This window comes from Nocardiopsis camelliae (genome assembly GCF_028993595.1).
GTDB classification, from domain to species: domain Bacteria; phylum Actinomycetota; class Actinomycetes; order Streptosporangiales; family Streptosporangiaceae; genus Nocardiopsis; species Nocardiopsis dassonvillei.
Window position 1 is genome coordinate 4,046,837 of the sequence record NZ_CP118614.1, and the last position, 15,130, is coordinate 4,061,966.

The 15,130-nt window shown below is 70.5% G+C and carries 15 protein-coding genes and 1 pseudogene; 4 read left to right on the forward strand and 12 right to left on the reverse strand.

What is annotated here, in order from left to right; genetic code table 11:
* Positions 1–78 precede the first annotated feature (78 nt).
* From PV789_RS17720 to PV789_RS17750, 7 genes are all read right to left on the reverse strand, one after another.
* Positions 79–906 (reverse strand): ABC transporter ATP-binding protein, encoded by an 828-nt coding sequence (locus tag PV789_RS17720; RefSeq protein ID WP_274973679.1) that lies wholly within the window; start codon positions 904–906, stop codon positions 79–81.
* On the reverse strand, positions 906–2,051 hold the full coding sequence (locus PV789_RS17725) for a FecCD family ABC transporter permease (protein ID WP_274973680.1): 1,146 nt from the start codon (positions 2,049–2,051) through the stop codon (positions 906–908). Before PV789_RS17725 ends, PV789_RS17720 begins: the two co-directional genes overlap by 1 nt.
* The gene (locus PV789_RS17730; protein ID WP_274973681.1) at positions 2,048–2,860 is read right to left on the reverse strand and encodes a class I SAM-dependent methyltransferase; all 813 of its coding nucleotides are present in this window, start codon (positions 2,858–2,860) and stop codon (positions 2,048–2,050) included. The genes PV789_RS17725 and PV789_RS17730 overlap by 4 nt, the downstream gene beginning before the upstream one ends.
* Complete coding sequence (locus PV789_RS17735) at positions 2,860–3,891, reverse strand: ABC transporter substrate-binding protein (RefSeq protein WP_274973682.1); 1,032 nt, start codon at positions 3,889–3,891, stop codon at positions 2,860–2,862. The genes PV789_RS17730 and PV789_RS17735 overlap by 1 nt, the downstream gene beginning before the upstream one ends.
* Before the next feature lie 196 nt (positions 3,892–4,087).
* The gene (locus tag PV789_RS17740; RefSeq protein WP_274973683.1) at positions 4,088–4,738 is read right to left on the reverse strand and encodes a class I SAM-dependent methyltransferase; all 651 of its coding nucleotides are present in this window, start codon (positions 4,736–4,738) and stop codon (positions 4,088–4,090) included.
* A gap of 593 nt (positions 4,739–5,331) precedes the next feature.
* Positions 5,332–7,278 carry a S9 family peptidase gene (locus PV789_RS17745; RefSeq protein WP_274973684.1) on the reverse strand — a complete coding sequence of 649 codons (1,947 nt, stop codon included), beginning with the start codon at positions 7,276–7,278 and terminating at the stop codon, positions 5,332–5,334.
* A 128-nt stretch (positions 7,279–7,406) separates the two neighbouring features.
* The gene (locus PV789_RS17750) at positions 7,407–8,147 is read right to left on the reverse strand and encodes a MerR family transcriptional regulator (protein WP_274973685.1); all 741 of its coding nucleotides are present in this window, start codon (positions 8,145–8,147) and stop codon (positions 7,407–7,409) included.
* Between the two features lie 267 nt (positions 8,148–8,414).
* Between PV789_RS17750 and PV789_RS17755 the strand changes: the two genes are divergently transcribed.
* A complete protein-coding gene (locus PV789_RS17755) occupies positions 8,415–8,648 on the forward strand; it encodes a (4Fe-4S)-binding protein (protein ID WP_274973686.1) in 234 nt (77 codons plus the stop codon).
* Between the two features lie 181 nt (positions 8,649–8,829).
* On the opposite strand, the gene PV789_RS17760 is transcribed toward PV789_RS17755, so the two are convergent.
* A complete protein-coding gene (locus PV789_RS17760; protein WP_498047482.1) occupies positions 8,830–9,135 on the reverse strand; it encodes an SDR family oxidoreductase in 306 nt (101 codons plus the stop codon).
* Between PV789_RS17760 and PV789_RS17765 the strand changes: the two genes are divergently transcribed.
* The 3 genes and pseudogenes from PV789_RS17765 to PV789_RS17770 all read left to right on the forward strand — a co-directional run bounded on the left by PV789_RS17765 (position 9,116) and on the right by PV789_RS17770 (position 11,211).
* The gene (locus PV789_RS17765) at positions 9,116–9,559 is read left to right on the forward strand and encodes an RNA-guided endonuclease TnpB family protein (RefSeq protein ID WP_498047483.1); all 444 of its coding nucleotides are present in this window, start codon (positions 9,116–9,118) and stop codon (positions 9,557–9,559) included. The two genes, PV789_RS17760 and PV789_RS17765, sit on opposite strands and share 20 nt — an antisense overlap.
* Before the next feature lie 152 nt (positions 9,560–9,711).
* Positions 9,712–9,876: pseudogene (locus PV789_RS29820) on the forward strand (MFS transporter); the annotation flags it as partial.
* 51 nt (positions 9,877–9,927) lie between these two features.
* Positions 9,928–11,211, forward strand: coding sequence for an ArgE/DapE family deacylase (locus PV789_RS17770; RefSeq protein ID WP_368045841.1), 1,284 nt, complete (start codon positions 9,928–9,930; stop codon positions 11,209–11,211).
* A 116-nt stretch (positions 11,212–11,327) separates the two neighbouring features.
* Here PV789_RS17770 and PV789_RS17775 read toward each other — a convergent pair whose 3' ends face one another.
* From PV789_RS17775 to PV789_RS17790, 4 genes are all read right to left on the reverse strand, one after another.
* Complete coding sequence (locus PV789_RS17775; protein WP_274973689.1) at positions 11,328–11,582, reverse strand: glutaredoxin family protein; 255 nt, start codon at positions 11,580–11,582, stop codon at positions 11,328–11,330.
* Between the two features lie 179 nt (positions 11,583–11,761).
* A complete protein-coding gene (locus tag PV789_RS17780) occupies positions 11,762–12,481 on the reverse strand; it encodes an MBL fold metallo-hydrolase (RefSeq protein WP_274973690.1) in 720 nt (239 codons plus the stop codon).
* On the reverse strand, positions 12,471–13,817 hold the full coding sequence (locus tag PV789_RS17785; RefSeq protein ID WP_274973691.1) for an ATP-grasp domain-containing protein: 1,347 nt from the start codon (positions 13,815–13,817) through the stop codon (positions 12,471–12,473). Before PV789_RS17785 ends, PV789_RS17780 begins: the two co-directional genes overlap by 11 nt.
* Complete coding sequence (locus PV789_RS17790) at positions 13,814–15,127, reverse strand: MFS transporter (RefSeq protein ID WP_274973692.1); 1,314 nt, start codon at positions 15,125–15,127, stop codon at positions 13,814–13,816. Before PV789_RS17790 ends, PV789_RS17785 begins: the two co-directional genes overlap by 4 nt.
* Between the last annotated feature and the right edge of the window lie 3 nt (positions 15,128–15,130).

A 15,130-nucleotide genomic window follows, 5' to 3' on the forward strand; every position in this document is an offset into this window, starting at 1 on the left:
GCCGCGTCGACGAACGCGACCCGATCGGCGGGTCGGCGGGCCCTGCACACACGGCCGCGAAAGGCCGCACGGGGCGGTTCACTCCTCCTGCCGCCGGCGGTGCGGCCCGGGAGCGGGCATCGGCGAGGAGCCTGCGGACACACCGCCCAGGTAGGTCACGACCGGCGCTCCCGTGTGCGGGGAGGTGTCGACGACGGCTTCGACCCCGTAGACGGAGCGGACGAGCCCGGGTGTCAGCACGGCGGCGGGCGGTCCCGTCGCCGCGATCCGTCCGGCGTGCAGGACCGCGACCCGGTCGCAGTAGCGTGCGGCCAGGTTGAGGTCGTGCAGGGCGGTCACCACCGTCATGTCGAGCGAGCGCAGCAGGGTGAGGACGTCGAGCTGGTAGCGGATGTCGAGGTGGTTGGTCGGCTCGTCCAGCACGATCACCTCCGGCTGCTGCGCGAGCGCGCGGGCCAACTGGGCACGCTGTTGTTCACCGCCGGAGAGCGTCCGCCACGACCGCGACCGGTAGGCGCGCATCCCGGTGAGGACGAGCGCCTGTTCGATCGCGGCGCGGTCCGCACCGTCCAGTCCGGCGAAGGTGCCGCGGTAGGGCGTCCTGCCGAGCGCCACGGCGTCGTCGACGGTGATGTCGGTGTGCACTTCGGGTGACTGCTCCACGATGGCCACCCGCCGGGCGACCGCGCGCCGGGGCAGGGAGCGGACCGGTTCCCCGCCCAGGAGCACCGTTCCGGCGTCCGGCCGCCGGAGCCCCGCCAGGATGCGCAGCAGCGAGGTCTTGCCCGCCCCGTTGGGCCCGAGCACGGCGAGCACCTCGTTGGAGCGCGCCCGGATCGAGACCCCGTCGAGGATGCGTGTCCTGTCGACCGACCACGTGATGCCGTCCGCCTCCAGTGCCGTCATCACCGGGCCGCCCTTCCCAGGACGACCGCGAACACCGGTGCGCCGAGCAGCGCCGTGATCACTCCCACCGGGATCTCGTGCGGCGAGAACGCCGAGCGGGCGAAGGTGTCGACCCACACCAGGAAGATCGCGCCCCCGAGCCCGCTGAGAGGGAGCAGCAGGCGGTGCGCGGGCCCCGCCAGCAGACGCACGACGTGCGGTACGAGCAGCCCGATGAACCCGATCGCCCCGGAGGCCGCGACGGCCGCCGCCGTGACGAACGCGGTGAGGACCATGAGCGTCACCCGTGCCAGGGTCACGTTGATCCCGAGCGAGGAGGCGGTGTCCCAGCCGAAGGTGAACGCGTCCAGGGCCGGGGCGAAGAACAGGCAGCCGACGGCTCCGAGCACGATGACGGCGGACGCCACGAGCAGCGGCTCCCAGCGTGCGCCTCCGAGCGAGCCGAGCAGCCAGTACGTGAAGCCCCGGGTGGCGTCCGCGTCGCCGTCGAGCATCAGCACGAGCGAGGTGATCGCGGAGAAGAACTGCGACACCAGCACACCGGTGAGCACCACGCGGGCGGGGTTGGAGACGCGTCCGCCCCCGATGAGGACCAGCACGATCGCGAAGGCGGCCAGCGCCCCGGCGAAGGCGCCCGTGGAGAGGGTCACCGCGCCCGAGCCGAGCCCGAGCACCATGATCGCGACCGCCCCGGTGGACGCCCCCGAGGAGACCCCGAGCAGGTACGGTTCGGCGAGCGGGTTGCGGGTGATGGACTGCAGCACCGCGCCCGAGACCGAGAGCCCGAGACCGACCACGGCGGCGAGGAGCACGCGCGGCAGACGCGACTCCCAGATGAGGGCGTCGATGAGCGGCGGTGCCGCCGGAACGGGGGCGAGCGCGCCCAGCCCGATGTTGCGCAGGATGATCCCGAGCACGTCGAGCGCCCCGATGTTCGCCGTGCCGATGAAGGCCGCGACGAGGATCGTCACGCACAGCGCGAGGACGAAGACGGCGACGACGAGGGACGAGCGCAGCCTGCCCGGTGTGCGTGTCGCAGGGGCCTCGGCGCCGCCCGCCGCCGCCCGCGCCGCCAGCGGGTCGGCGTCGGGGAGAGCGTCCGCGTGGGGCGGGCCGGTCCGCGAAGGATCGGTGAGTCTGGTCATCTCCGCGCGAACACCACGACATCGTCGTAGTACCGCCAGATGACCCCGGTCTCGGCGAACCCGGCGGTACTGAGCGCCTGCAGGTGCAGTTCGAGCGGTGCGTGCGGTGTGGGCGGGCGGTCGGCGAAGCGGCGCTCGCGCTCGGCGTGGTGCTGTCCGAACGCGTCGTGCGCGACGGCGTCCGACCACCACTCGTCCCAGGTCCGCACACCCCGCGAGTGCGCGTCGCGCTGGGTGCGTTCGTCGTCGGCGGCCGCCGCCCCGGTGAGGAACGGCTGCGAGCGCGGGTCGTAGCGCAGGTGGTCGGCGTTCATGAAGACGCCGTCGGCGGGGAGCAGGGCGCCCAGGGCGCCGTAGACGGCGACGAGCTGGGCCGGCTCCAGCCAGTGCAGCGCGGTCGAGGAGACGGCGACGTGCACCGGTCCCTCGGGCAGCCGGGCGCTCCAGCCGGGCGCGGCGAGGTCGACGTCGACCGGCGTGAAGCGTGAACCGTGGCGCTGACCGAGCCAGGAGCCCGCGATCGCGAGCAGCACCGGGTCGTAGTCGACCCCGATCACCCGGGCGCCCGGGAACCGGTCGAGGACGCGCTGGGAGAGACTGCCGGGGCCGCACGCCAGGTCGAGAACGGTCATGCCGGTCCCGTCGGCCCCGAACGCTTCCGAGGAGGCGCAGGTCCGCGCGATGACGTCGAGCACGATCTCGAACCTCTGCTCGCGGTGGGTGATGTAGGCCGCCTGCTGGGCGTCCCAGTCACCGATGAGCCGTTCGAGGGCGTTCCCTTCGGGGGTGTTCGTGGTCGTGGTCGTCATCACTCGATCTCCATGTCGATGAGGCCCTGCGCGATGGTCGGGACGGCCTGCACGCTGTGGACCGACGGGTCCATGTGCTGACCGGGGACGACGATGAAGCGGTCGTTGACGACGGCGTCCATGGTCGAGGTCAGGGGGTCGTTCTTGAGGAACTCGATCTTCTCCTCGGCCGTGTCGCCGGGGTATCCGCGGCTCAGGTCCGCGAGCACGAGCACGTCGGGGTCGCGCTCGGCGACCTCGTCCCAGCTGACCTCCGGCCATTTGGTGGAGGCGTCGCTGAAGGCGTTCTCGGCGCCGAGCATCTCGGTCACGGTCTGCGGGAGCCCGCCGGGTCCGGCGACCGACGGGGTGGAGGAGGACGACGCGGTGGAGTAGAACCAGACCAGGCTGGGCGTGCCCTCGATCTGTTCGGCGGCCTGGAGTCCCTCCTCGACCACGGCCCGCTGCTCGGCGACGAGTTCTTCGCCCGCGTCGGGCACGTCGAAGATCCGGGCGATCGTCTCGATCTCATCGAAGAGCATCTCGAAGGTCGCGCCGCCCTCGACGGCCTCGTGGTAGGTGCAGTCGAACTCGCTCAGGTAGGTCGGAACGCCGAGCTCGTGCAGTTCGGCGCGTTCACCGGCGTTCTCGGCGGTGAGGAACGAGGCGAAGGACGAGTAGACGAAGTCGGGCTGCGCTTCGAGCAGGGTCTCGTGCTTGAGCAGGCCGTCCGTGAGCAGGGGGATGCTCTCGTAGGCGTCGGCGATGTCGCTGGGGACGGGGTCGGTCTCGTACGAGGTGCCCGCCATGCGGTCGGCGAGGCCGAGCTGGACCATGGTCTCGGTGGCCGACTGGTTCAGCGAGACCGCGCGCTCGGGGGCCTGCTCGACGGTCACCTCGGTGTCGCAGTTCTGGATGCTGAGGGGGTAGGAGGTCGTGCCCTCGCCCGCGGCCGCCGCGGAGCCGGTCTCGGAGGCGGGCGCCGCCGCGCACCCGGCCAGGGTGAGAGCCGACACGACCCCCACGGTTCTGATAATGATTTTCAGATTCATGCCGGTAGGCTACAGCGCCTCCACCACCAGCCCGTACTCCACTGCGTGACGGCCGAGGGGGCGCCCACGGCATCCCGCGGGCGCCCCCTCCAGGGCGCGGGACCCCGGACGGAACCCGAAAACGCGACTCCGGAAGAAACGGGACAAACCATCCGGGACGCCCGCTTCCCCACGGGCGCCCCGGATTGCGGGACCGTCAGGCGGAGTGGCGGCGGACCACGATCACGTTGTCCGTGACACCGGCCGTCGTGCCGTCGGGGCCGTTGGCCACCCGTTCCGAGCTCTCGCAGCGTTCGGTGGTCCAGCCGTCCCCGAGCATCAGTGTGACAAGGGTCTCCTCCGGCGTGGGGAACGTGGGCTCCTCGTCCCCGAAGCGCCAGGACCAGGGCGCGGTGGACGCGTGGTCGACGAGGATCAGGCGTCCGCCGACCGCCACCTGCCGCGCGGCGCGGCGCAGGACTTCCTCCCGGCCGAACGCCACCGGGCTGTGGAAGTAGCAGGCGTAGACCAGGTCGAACGGTCCGGCGGGCAGCGAACGGGACAGGTCGTGCCGCTCGGCCCGCAGGCGGTCCAGGCCCTGCGCGGCGGCCATGTCGGCGATGCGCTCGACCGCCGTGGCCGAGACCTCGGTCGCGGTGACGTGCCAGCCCAGGGAGGCCAGCCACCGGGCGTCTCCGCCGCGACCCGAACCGAGGTCACAGGCGCGGCCCGGCGCCAGTTCGAGGTCGCGCACCAGCTCGGTGAGCCGGACGTTGGGCGGGGGCGCCGTGGCGGGTTCGGCCGACCGGTGCAGCGGTTCCCAGAACTCGGCGCTGGGAGAGGTGGGGTTCTGAGCGTCATGTGTCATACGGCGATGCTCGCCGACACCCGCGATTCCGGGCAAAGAGTTTTGCCGGAGCAGCAAACGCGCAGGCCCTGCGCGGGCGGGCCGAAGCCGCCCCCGGACGTCGGCGCCGCCCGAGCGACCCTGCGGGATCTCGCGGCACCGAAGTCGCGTCACGGTCGATGACGACGGCGTCTTCCCCGGTGGACCGTACCGCCCGGAGAGAGAGGGCGACCCGATGCGCGGGAACCCCGCGACCGGCCCGCGGGTACGACCCCTGCCGACCTCGGCGCTCCCGCCCCCTCCGGGGCGTACGTCCCCGCACCCTCCACAGCCCTTCCCCGAGTGAGCCAGGTCACCCGCATTTACCTAGAAAACGATTATCGTTTTCACATAGCATCGCAGGTGACCGCGCGGGCCCGAGGCATGACGGACAGATCACACCCTGCCGTCTTGGAACGCGCGGTCACCACACGCCCCCGACCGGACAGGTGGGCACCCGACCCAGCCCCCACCGGCCTCTCGCCCGGCCCAGGGAGCGGGTCGGCGCCCACCTGTTCACCCCGGAGGGCCCCCGCGTCCACCGCAACGCCTGCGCACGTCCGCGCCGCCGCGGGTCAGGACCCGGTCGCGGACCGCCCGCCCAGGTGACGGGCCAGGAAGCGCTCCAGTCTCCCGTACAGCTCGATGTTGCTGTCCGGGTTGGTGAACCAGTGGCCCTCGGTCTCGTTCAGCAGGTACTCGACCTCGGCGCCGCGGGAGCGGAGGGCATCGACGACTCGGTCGGAGTTGCGCCGGTGGACGCGGACGTCGTTGGCGCCGTGGATCAGCAGCACCGGCGCGGTGATGTCGTCGACCCGGCTGATGGGTGAGCGGGCGAGCATGTCGGCCCTCTGGCGGGGGTCGTCCGGGTCGCCGATGTAGCGCAGGTAGCTGTTCTCGACGGTGCGGCGGGCGAACGGGACGACCGACTCGACGAGGTCGACCAGGTCGGACATTCCGGTGTAGCTGACAGCGGCGGCGAACCTGTCCGGGGTGAACGCCGCTCCGACGAGCGCCGCGTAGCCGCCGTAGGAGCAGCCGTAGACGGCGACCCGGTCCGGGTCGGTGTAGCCCTGTTCGACCGCCCAGTCGAGGGCGTCGATCAGGTCGTCGTGCATGCGCCCGGCGAACTGGCCGATCGCGGCCTGTGTGTGGGCCTTGCCGTAGCCGGTGGAGCCGCGGAAGTCGACCTGCAGCACCGCGTAGCCGCGGTTGGCCAGGAGCTGCACCTCCGGGTCGTAGCACCAGCTGTCGCGGTACCACGGTCCGCCGTGCACCAGCAGCACGGTCGGCAGGCCGCGCGGTTCGACCCCGACCGGCAGGGTGAGGTGGCAGGGCAGGGTCAGGCCGTCGCGGGCGCTGACCGTGACCGGGGTGACCGGGGCCAGCTCGGCCGGGTCCAGGTGGGGGAAGGGCCGGAACAGGCGGCGCGCCCGTCCCGTGGCGTGGTCGTAGAACCAGGTGACGCCGGGGTCGCGGTCGTGGGTGAAGTCCACCACCCAGCGCCGTGCTGCGGTGTCGCAGGAGACGTGGGCCAGGTCGCCGTCGGACAGCTCGGCCAGCCGCGGCAGGACCTCGGCGAAGTGCGGGTCGAGCGCGTGGATCTCCTGGCGGGCGCCGAGGTAGCGGGCGCCGAGCAGGTCCCCGGTTCCCGGGTGCAGGATCAGCGAGGACGGGAAACGCGGGTCGGCCTCGGGGCGCGGGGTGTCCAGGTCGAACACGGGGTGGCTGTCCACACCGGTCTGCTCGCCGGTGTCCAGGTCGAGCCGGACCAGGCGGGTGCGGTCGGAGCCCCGTGACGAACCGATCCACAGTCCGTTCCCGTCCGGGGTGAGCGCCGCCGGAAGGATGCCGAAGAGGGCGTCGGTGCCGGGGAAACGGGCGATCGTGCGCCGCGCGCCCGTGGTGTGCTCCGACAGCACGTGGGCGCCTCCCTCCTCCATGGTGAACGCCAGCAGCCGGTCCGGGGTGCGCAGCCAGGAGAGGACGTCGCCGGGGTTCTCCGCGGCGGTGGTCAGGCGGCCGGTCTCCAGGTCGAGTTCGAACAGGTCGGCCAGGTCGGGGCGGCGCAGGTTGAGCTGCACGAAAGCGGTGCCCGGGCGGTCCGGCGGGAGTTGCGCGCCGAGCAGCCGCACGCCCTCGAAGGGGGTCAGGTCGACGGCGGGCTCGTCGGGCCGGTTCGGGTCCGCGCGGTGCAGGTGCCAGTTCTCGTCGCCGTCGGTGTCCTGCTGGAACAGCAGGTAGCGGCCGTCGGCGGTCCAGAAGAAGGCGTCGATGTTGCGCCGGGTGTCGGAGGTGACGCGCCGGACGCCCGGGGCGTCGGCGCCGTGCACCCCGTCGGCGCCGTGCACCTGGTCGGGGTCGGTCCAGTCCGAGTCCGGGTCGCGGATGAACACGTTGAGCCGGCCTCGCCACGGAGCGAGGTAGGCGACCTTCGCGCCGTCCGGGGACAGCAGGGCCCGGCTGCGGGCGGGCGGGCCGAAGAACTCCTCGACGGTGATCAGCTTCGACGGAGCGGTCATGGAAGTTCCTCGTGGTCGACGGGTTCGTGCACGCCCGAGTCCACTCCCCGACGTCGCGTCACACTCAAGGCCGAAGGGAGTGACCCGCACCACACCCGCTCATCGGCCAGGCGCCCCGGGGGGGCCGGTCAGGCTCCGGCCGCCGGAGCCAGCCGCCGCTGAACCCGGCGCAGGACGCGGTGCTGTACGGGGCGGAGGGTCCGCCCGCTCAGTTCGTCCATCAGGGTCGAGGCCCGCGCGTCGGACGGGAACAGGCCGACCAGTCGCGCCACCACCGGTTCGAGGCGCGCGACCAGATCGTCGACCAGTGCCGCGACCTCCTCCTCCGGGGTGTCGGGGCCCAGGGCGTAGAAGCGTTCCGTCAGCGGTGCGAGCGCGGCCGTGCCGTCGTCCACCTCGCCGAGCAGGGCGGCGAGTGCCGCCGGACCGTCCCCGCTGAGCAGATGTGCGACCAGGACGAGCTGTTCGTGCTCGTAGCGGGCCATGTCCTCGGGCATGTCCGAGGCGGGGTCGGAACGCAGCGCCGAGAACTCCGGCGGCAGGTCGGGCGGGGCGCCGCTGCGGCGCAGCGCGGCGATGTCCGCACGGCGGGCGAGGAGCCGTTCGACCTCGGCGGCGGCCCGGCGGTCGAGTTCGTCGAGCAGTTCCTCCGCGGCCGCCGGATCGTCCAGCAGCGCGGGCAGCTCGGACAGCGGTACGCCGAGCGCGGTCATCCTCGTGATGCGCAGGAGCCGGACGAGGTGGCCCACGTCGTAGCGCCGGTAGCCCCCGGCCGAGCGGGGCGGCTCGGGCAGCAGCCCGATCTGGTGGTAGTGGCGCAACGTGCGTACGGTGACGCCCGCCAGTTCGGCGAGCTCGCTGCTGAGCATCGGTGGGCTCCTTCGGCTCCGGTTCGCGCGGGTGGCCCGGTGGCCCCGGACGGCTGTTCCGCCCCGCCGCGTCGACGACGGTAGCGCGGGCCCGGGGGTTCCCCGGTCGCCACGGGGACGGGAAAGGAAGCGAGGAGCCGCGCGGGGGCCCGCCCGTCGCGGGTCTCCGCGTTCTCGACATATGCCCTCGGAGCGGATAGCATCCCCAACCTAGTTGATACATCACCTAGATTGAGCGGCTGCGAAGCCTGGGCGGAGGAGACCGGAGTGAGCGGCGGACACGGCAAGAAGGCGTACGAGGGGAAGTCGATCACGGTCACCTTCGAGGCGGAGCGCTGTCAGCACGCCGCCGTGTGCGTCAACGGCCTGCCCGAGGTGTTCGACACCCGGCGGCGCCCGTGGATCCAGCCGGACGGCGCCGCCGCCGACCGCCTGGCCGAGGTGATCCGGCGCTGCCCCTCCGGCGCGCTGCAGTACCGGCTCGCGGACGGCGCGAGGTAGGCCCCCGGCCGGTCCGCCTCCGCGTGCGCGGAGTCCGGGCGTGCCGGGGCGGACGAAGCAGGCGGGCACGTCGGCGGCCCGCCTGCTTCGACGACCTGGCGGCACCTCGGATGCGTCAGCGGTCCGTCGAAGACCGCTGACACGGGGACGGCGCACCGGTGAGCACACCGGCCGCCCGGAGTCAGACGGGCTGGCCGATCGGACGGATCGTCACCGTGTTGAGGTCGACGCCTGCCGGCTGGTCGAGGGTGAAGGCGATCGTCTCGGCCACCGCGTCCGGGCTCATCGCGATGGGGGGAGCCTGGCCGTGCCAGAACGCGGTGTCGATCATGCCCGGGTTCACGACCGTGACCCCGACGCCGCGGGTCGTGGCGTGCAGGCGCAGGTTCTCGGCGAAGCCGACCACCGCCCACTTCGTGGCGGAGTAGAGGTTGCCCGGGCTGTTCTTGGTCCCGGCCACGCTGCCGATGAGCACCAACCGGACCAAGGCCCGAGTGAAAGTCGCCCGCGCCCATGCCCGGGTGGCCGACGCGCGCCGCGAGTTCCACCACCAGCCCTCCACCACGCTCATCCGCGACAGCCAAGCGGTGTATGTGGAGGACCTGTGTGTGCGGGGGCTGGGGCGCACGAAGCTGGCCAAGAGTGTGCACGACGCCGGATGGTCGGCGTTCGTAACCATGCTGGAGTACAAGGCGCAACGGTACGGGCGCACCTTTCTCAAGGTCGACCGGTTCCTACCCTCGTCGCAGACCTGCTCGGTGTGCTGGGTGGTCGATGGGCCCAAACCCCTCAACGTGCGCACTTGGACCTGTGCTGGGTGTGCGACGATTCATGACCGGGATGTGAACGCGTCCCGGGTGGTGCTCGCCGCTGGACGGAAACTCGCCAGAGAGCGGGAACCGGAGAGTTGAAACGCCTGCGGAGGCAGGGTAAGACCAACCGCCCTCTTTGGGGGTGGGGCACCGGCCAGCGAAACAGGAACCAGCGGACGCCGCGAGGCGCACCGCGCCTACAGCCGCGAGGCTGTGGGAATCCTCGGGGTTCACCCCGAGGAGGACGTCAAAACCTCGCCGGAACCCTCAGCGGGTTCCTCCCGCTCATCGCCACCGCGCTCCTGGCCGTGGACGACGGCGCGTCCTGGCCCGCGGTGCTGGTCCTGATCGGCATCTGCGCCGTCACCGCGCTCGGCGGCCTGGCCGGTGAGCGGATCAGGGCCGCGGACACCCGCGGCGTGAACCGCCCGCCCGCACCGACCACAGCCCCGCAGGAGGAGAACCGCATGAACCTCGCACCCGACGTCGCCGCGCGCATCGAAGCGGCGGTCGACGACGCCTTCGACGCCCAGCTGGACTTCACCCGGGAACTGGTGCGCCACCCCTCCCTGCGCACCCGGGAGTCCTCGGCGCAGGACCTGATGCACGAGGCCATGGAGCGGCGGGGGCTGGCCGTGGACCGGTGGGAACTCGACCCGGAGGAGATCTCCGCCCACCCCGGCGCGGGGAGGATCACGGTCTCCTACGAGGGCGTGGAGAACGTGGTGGGCACCTACACCCCGGCTCAGGGAGGAGGCCGCTCGCTGATCCTCAACGGCCACATCGACGTGGTCCCCGAGGGCCCCGTCGGGGAGTGGTCCCGCTCCCCGTGGGACGCCCCCGTCATCGACGGCTGGCTGCACGGCCGGGGCAGCGGCGACATGAAGGCGGGACTGGCGGCCAACCTGTTCGCCTACGACGCCGTGCGCGCGGCCGGGTTCGCCCCCGCCGGGCGCATCCACTTCCAGTCCGTGGCGGAGGAGGAGTGCACCGGCAACGGCGCGCTGGCGACGGTCCAGCGCGGGTACACCGCCGACGCCGTCCTGATCCCCGAGCCCGAGGAGGACATGCTGGTCCGCGCCAACGTCGGCGTCATCTGGTTCACCGTGCGGGTCGCGGGCCACCCCACGCACCCCAGGGAGATGGCGTCGGGGTTCAACGCGATCGACGCGGCGCACCACGTGATGGGGCGGCTGCGCGTCCTCGAACAGCGCTGGAACGACGAGAGGGGCAGCCACCCCCACTTCGAGGACCTGGACCACCCCATCAACTTCAACCTCGGCGGCATCAGCGGCGGCGACTGGCCGTCGAGCGTCCCCGCCTGGTGCGAGCTCCAGGTCCGGGCGGCGATCTACCCGGGGGTGAGCGCCGACGACGCCTGGGAGCAGATCCGGGAGGTGCTGCGGGAGACCACCACCGACGACGCGGGCAACCCCATAGAGGCCGTGGGCGAGCGGACCGGCTTCTACGCCGAGGGCTACGTGCTGCCCGAGGGCACGGAGGCCGAGAACGTGCTGCGCGAGGCCCACCGGACCGTCTTCAAGGACGAGCTGCGCACCTTCACCACCCCCGGTTACCTCGACGGCCGCGTGTACGCCCTGTACCAGGGGATTCCCGCGCTGGTCTACGGGCCGGTCTCGGAGGCCATCCACGGGTACGACGAGCGCGTGGACGTGGAGTCCGTGCGGCGGATCACCAAGTCCATCGCCCTGTTCATCGCGCAGTGGTGCGGTCTGGAGGAGGCCGCCTGAGGCCGGGGCGCGTTCGATCAGGTCGTCCCGGGCACACGTGGCGCGCACCGGGCGCGGTCGGGGCGGGATGGACCGGGGCGCACACGATGCGCGCACGTGCGCGGGCGGCACCGCCGTCAGATCAGCGACAGCTCGCGGAGCTTGGCCTCGACCCGCACGTTGTCCGGTTCGACGTGGTGGGTCCCGTCCGGGTAGACGACCACCGGGATGTTCGTGCGCCCCGAGATCTCCCGGGCCCGTTCCGTGGCCACCGGGTCGTGCTCGACGTCGACGTACTCGAAGGGCACCGCCAGCTCGGTCAGCTGCTTCTTGGTGCGTCGGCAGTCCCGGCACCAGTCGGCCCCGTAGACGCGGATCGCGGCCTCGTTCACTCGTCCTCCCCTGGGGTGGTCACCACGCCAGTGTGCCCGACGGTCCCGGAGCCTGGCCGTTGGGAAAGCACTCCGACCAGCCGTCAGCGGCTACACGGAGGGACCATAACGGCCCGGCCCCGGAAGGTCGCCAGCGAACAGGCGCGCCGAACGCGTTCACCAGGGGTGGATTTCCCGCTTCACTCAAAACGCACACCGGAACGGGTATCCCGCGCCAAAGCCGCAGCTTGGCGCATAAAAGGGTTCACGTCCCGCTCCACACCAACCGTGCTGTCTCGACCGTGCCCAGTCAGCAGGATTGTTGCATCATCTTTTGTCAGCACTTTTTCCCGGAGGGACCTGAGGGTCTGCTGTCGGCTTCCGCCCGGCATGTCGGTGCGGCCGATGCTTCCAGCATACAATACGTCCCCTACCAGGCAATAGGAAGCGTCATCCGTACCCCTGGGCAGATTGAAGATGACAGATCCAGGCGTGTGTCCGGGCGCGTGTTCAACAATCAATTCCAACCCAGCCAGGTTCAACTCTTCCTCGTCCTTCAGATACAGGACATCGTTCGGTGGCTCCCAGCGCCACTCCGGCCCCAGGATTCTCCTGAACTGCGGAGAGAACTCTGGGCCGAGGCCCGCGTGGGGGTCCGCCAACATCTTCGAGTCACCAGGGTGGATGTACGCGGGTATACCGTAGGCGGCGCACACGGCAGCGGCCGAGCACGTGTGGTCCAGGTGCCCGTGGGTAAGCAGGACCGCGCGCGGAGACAGCCCGTACGCCTCCACTTTCTCTTTCAATCCCCCGACGACACCGATGCCCGGATCGACGACGACGCAATCTCCGCCGCGCTGGTTCGCCAGCAGACGGCATTTAGTTCCGAAAGCATCAGAGACCACCTCCTCAAGGAACACGGGTGTCCTCCTTCACTCGTATGCTGATCGCCGACCGCACCCGCGCCTCTAGCTCATCGAGTTCCGCCTCGGTATCGGCATCGACAAGGAAGCTCACCGCCCGGTCATCAGACGAGGCCAGATCACCCAGCAGGGTTCCCCGCTCCTTGAAGACCAGCACTCCCCGCAGAGCAGGCGCGTCACCGGGCACGCCCGGACGGACACGGGGCCACAGGTCGGCCCTCCCCAGCCAGGTGACCCGGATGCCGGACCAATCCAGGGTCACGTCCTCCAGGACTCCGTGCGGATGCTCCAGGTACACCTGGCGCGCCACACGCCGGGGGTGCGGATAGGAGGCCGTCTCCCCTAGTGCGATGCGGACGATCGGTGCTTCCATGGGCTTGCCGCAGGCCAGCTCGTACAGTGCCGTGATCCCGTCTCCGGGCGTGCGTGCGGCGACCTCCATGAGGCGGGGCTGACCATTCCCGTCGATACGCCATTCCGAATGGGTCACACCGTTCTCGAAGGACAGATCGCCCAGAAGTGAAGCGTTGGCCTGGAGAATCTTTTTCGACAGGGATGCGTCTGGGGCAGCGCCCGGTACCGTATGTGACAGCTCGACGAACCCGCTCCCGCTGCCCGTGGTCTCCTTCCGGGTCAGTGAGGAGAACACGGTCCGGCCTTCCTGGACCAGGGACTCCACCGAGTACTCCTGCCCGTTCACCCGTTCCTCCACCAGGAGGGTCTCGTGGTCCGGGTAGGAGGTCATCACGGACGCCGCCTCCTCGGGTGTGTCGCAGGACACCACACCGGAACTGGCGTGTCTGGTGGCCGGTTTGACCACCACCGGGTACCGGAGGGCACCGAGGCCGCCGCTTCCCCTGCCTCCCGGAGGCACGGTCAGGGTCCGGGGCCCCAGGGCTTCGAGGTAAGCCCGCTGGAGATACTTACTGCGGCAGACCCTGCCCGCACGCAGTCCCACTCCGGGCAGGCCGAGCACATCGCACACCATGCCGGTGGGCTCGACGAGGGTCTCCTCCATCGCGAAGACGCCCCTGACGCGGTACTGGTCCCGCCATCGCTGGAGGACCGCGAACACGCCAGGAGTGAAGGACGACTCCCGGTCCAGCGATCCGGACACGTAGGCGGTCTCCGAGATCCAGGAGGCGGGGTTGTCCGGGTCGGCCATGGCCTTCTCCGCCTGGTCACGGCAGGAGTCAAGGGAAATCACCAACACGGCCAGGCCTCTGTCCGCGAGCTCCTGAAGATAACGGGAGTTGCGACAGATGACGCGAAAGGCCCCGGTCAGGATAAAAGCCTCTCGGGAAGCGTGCGGCACAGGCGTGTTCTGTGTCACGTCTTCTCCTCTTCTCTCGGAGAGGAGGGTTCCTCCTCCGCCAACTGCTCCGGCATGGTGCGGAGTCGCGCGACGGGGGAGAGCGCGATCCACAGGGCTGACAGGAGGAACCCGGCAGCGGTGACGAACAACGCCTCTCGGATCCCGATAATCGAGCCGAGCGCTCCGCCCAGTAGAGCACCGAGGGGCATACTCCCCCAGGTCACCGTTCGCATTCCTGCGACCACCTTGGCCAGACGTCGCTTGGGAATGAGCATCTGCTGGAACGTCGCGACATTCGTGTTTCCGATAGTCATGAAGAGACCACCGAAGAAGAACATCACCACCATGATTCCCAAGGCCACGGCAGGCGGCCCCATGGCCAGGGGAAGCATGATCTGGAAGAGCGAAGACGCGCCGTAGGCGACCGCGATGACCCGACCGGGGCCGAACCAGTCCGCCATCCGCTTGGCGAGTGCGGCTCCGACGAGCGCACCGACCGCTCCCATTCCCAACACCAAACCCAGGGCCGAACTGCTCAGGCCCAGCACCTGAAGCACGAAGAGCGGCAGCACGGTGTTGCGTGCCAGAAAGAACAGGTTGTTGACCCCGGAGCGGAGCGTGAGGAAGCGCAGGTACTTGTCCTGAGCGATGAAGCGGATCGAGGAGCGGATCTCCGCGAAGGTGTTTCCACGCTGTGTGGAGGGTTTGGGCTGCTCTTCGCTGCTGGACACCGACAGCAGGGCCACCACCGACATGAGACTGGCGAAGGCCCCGATCAACAGTGTGAACGGCGCGGTCATCACCTGCACGAGCACGCCGGCGGCTGCTGGGCCCCCTGACTGGGAGACGACGATACTGGCCTGGAGCTTGCTGTTGCCGTCCAGGAGCTGGTCCCTGTCCACCAGGGAGGGCAGGTAGGCGGTTCCTGCGACATCGAACAGCACAGCGAAGGTGCCCAGGGTGAAGGCGATGAGGTACAGGTGGTGGATTTCCAGGAAACCGGCCAGAGCGAGAAGTGGAATCGCCGCCAAGGTCAGGAATCTTCCCAGATCAGCGGCGATGAGGACCGTACGTTTACGGCGACGGTCGATCCACACACCGGCCAGGAGCGTCACCACGAGGTAGGGGGCGAAAGCAGCGGCGTTGAGGAGGCCGAGCTGTCCCGCTGTCGCCCCGAAGACTTCTATAGCGGCCAGGGGGAGAGCGAGCGTGGCGAGTTGGGCACCGAAGCGGGAAACACTCTGGCCCGCCCAGTACTTAAGGAAGTCGAAATGGCGCCACAGGCTCGCGGCCCCTTCTCGCTCCCGTCCCGTGGTGTTCTCCGGCACGGT

Bases quoted from the DNA above. Each gene is read 5' to 3' on its own strand.
- PV789_RS17720 (WP_274973679.1), bottom strand. From the start codon at position 906: ATGACGGCACTGGAGGCGGACGGCATCACGTGGTCGGTCGACAGGACA.
- PV789_RS17730 (WP_274973681.1), bottom strand. From the start codon at position 2,860: ATGACGACCACGACCACGAACACCCCCGAAGGGAACGCCCTCGAACGG.
- PV789_RS17750 (WP_274973685.1), bottom strand. From the start codon at position 8,147: ATGCTCAGCAGCGAGCTCGCCGAACTGGCGGGCGTCACCGTACGCACG.
- PV789_RS17770 (WP_368045841.1), top strand. From the start codon at position 9,928: ATGAACCTCGCACCCGACGTCGCCGCGCGCATCGAAGCGGCGGTCGAC.
- PV789_RS17725 (WP_274973680.1), bottom strand. From the start codon at position 2,051: ATGACCAGACTCACCGATCCTTCGCGGACCGGCCCGCCCCACGCGGAC.
- PV789_RS17745 (WP_274973684.1), bottom strand. From the start codon at position 7,278: ATGACCGCTCCGTCGAAGCTGATCACCGTCGAGGAGTTCTTCGGCCCG.
- PV789_RS17735 (WP_274973682.1), bottom strand. From the start codon at position 3,891: ATGAATCTGAAAATCATTATCAGAACCGTGGGGGTCGTGTCGGCTCTC.
- PV789_RS17740 (WP_274973683.1), bottom strand. From the start codon at position 4,738: ATGACACATGACGCTCAGAACCCCACCTCTCCCAGCGCCGAGTTCTGG.
- PV789_RS17765 (WP_498047483.1), top strand. From the start codon at position 9,116: ATGAGCACCAACCGGACCAAGGCCCGAGTGAAAGTCGCCCGCGCCCAT.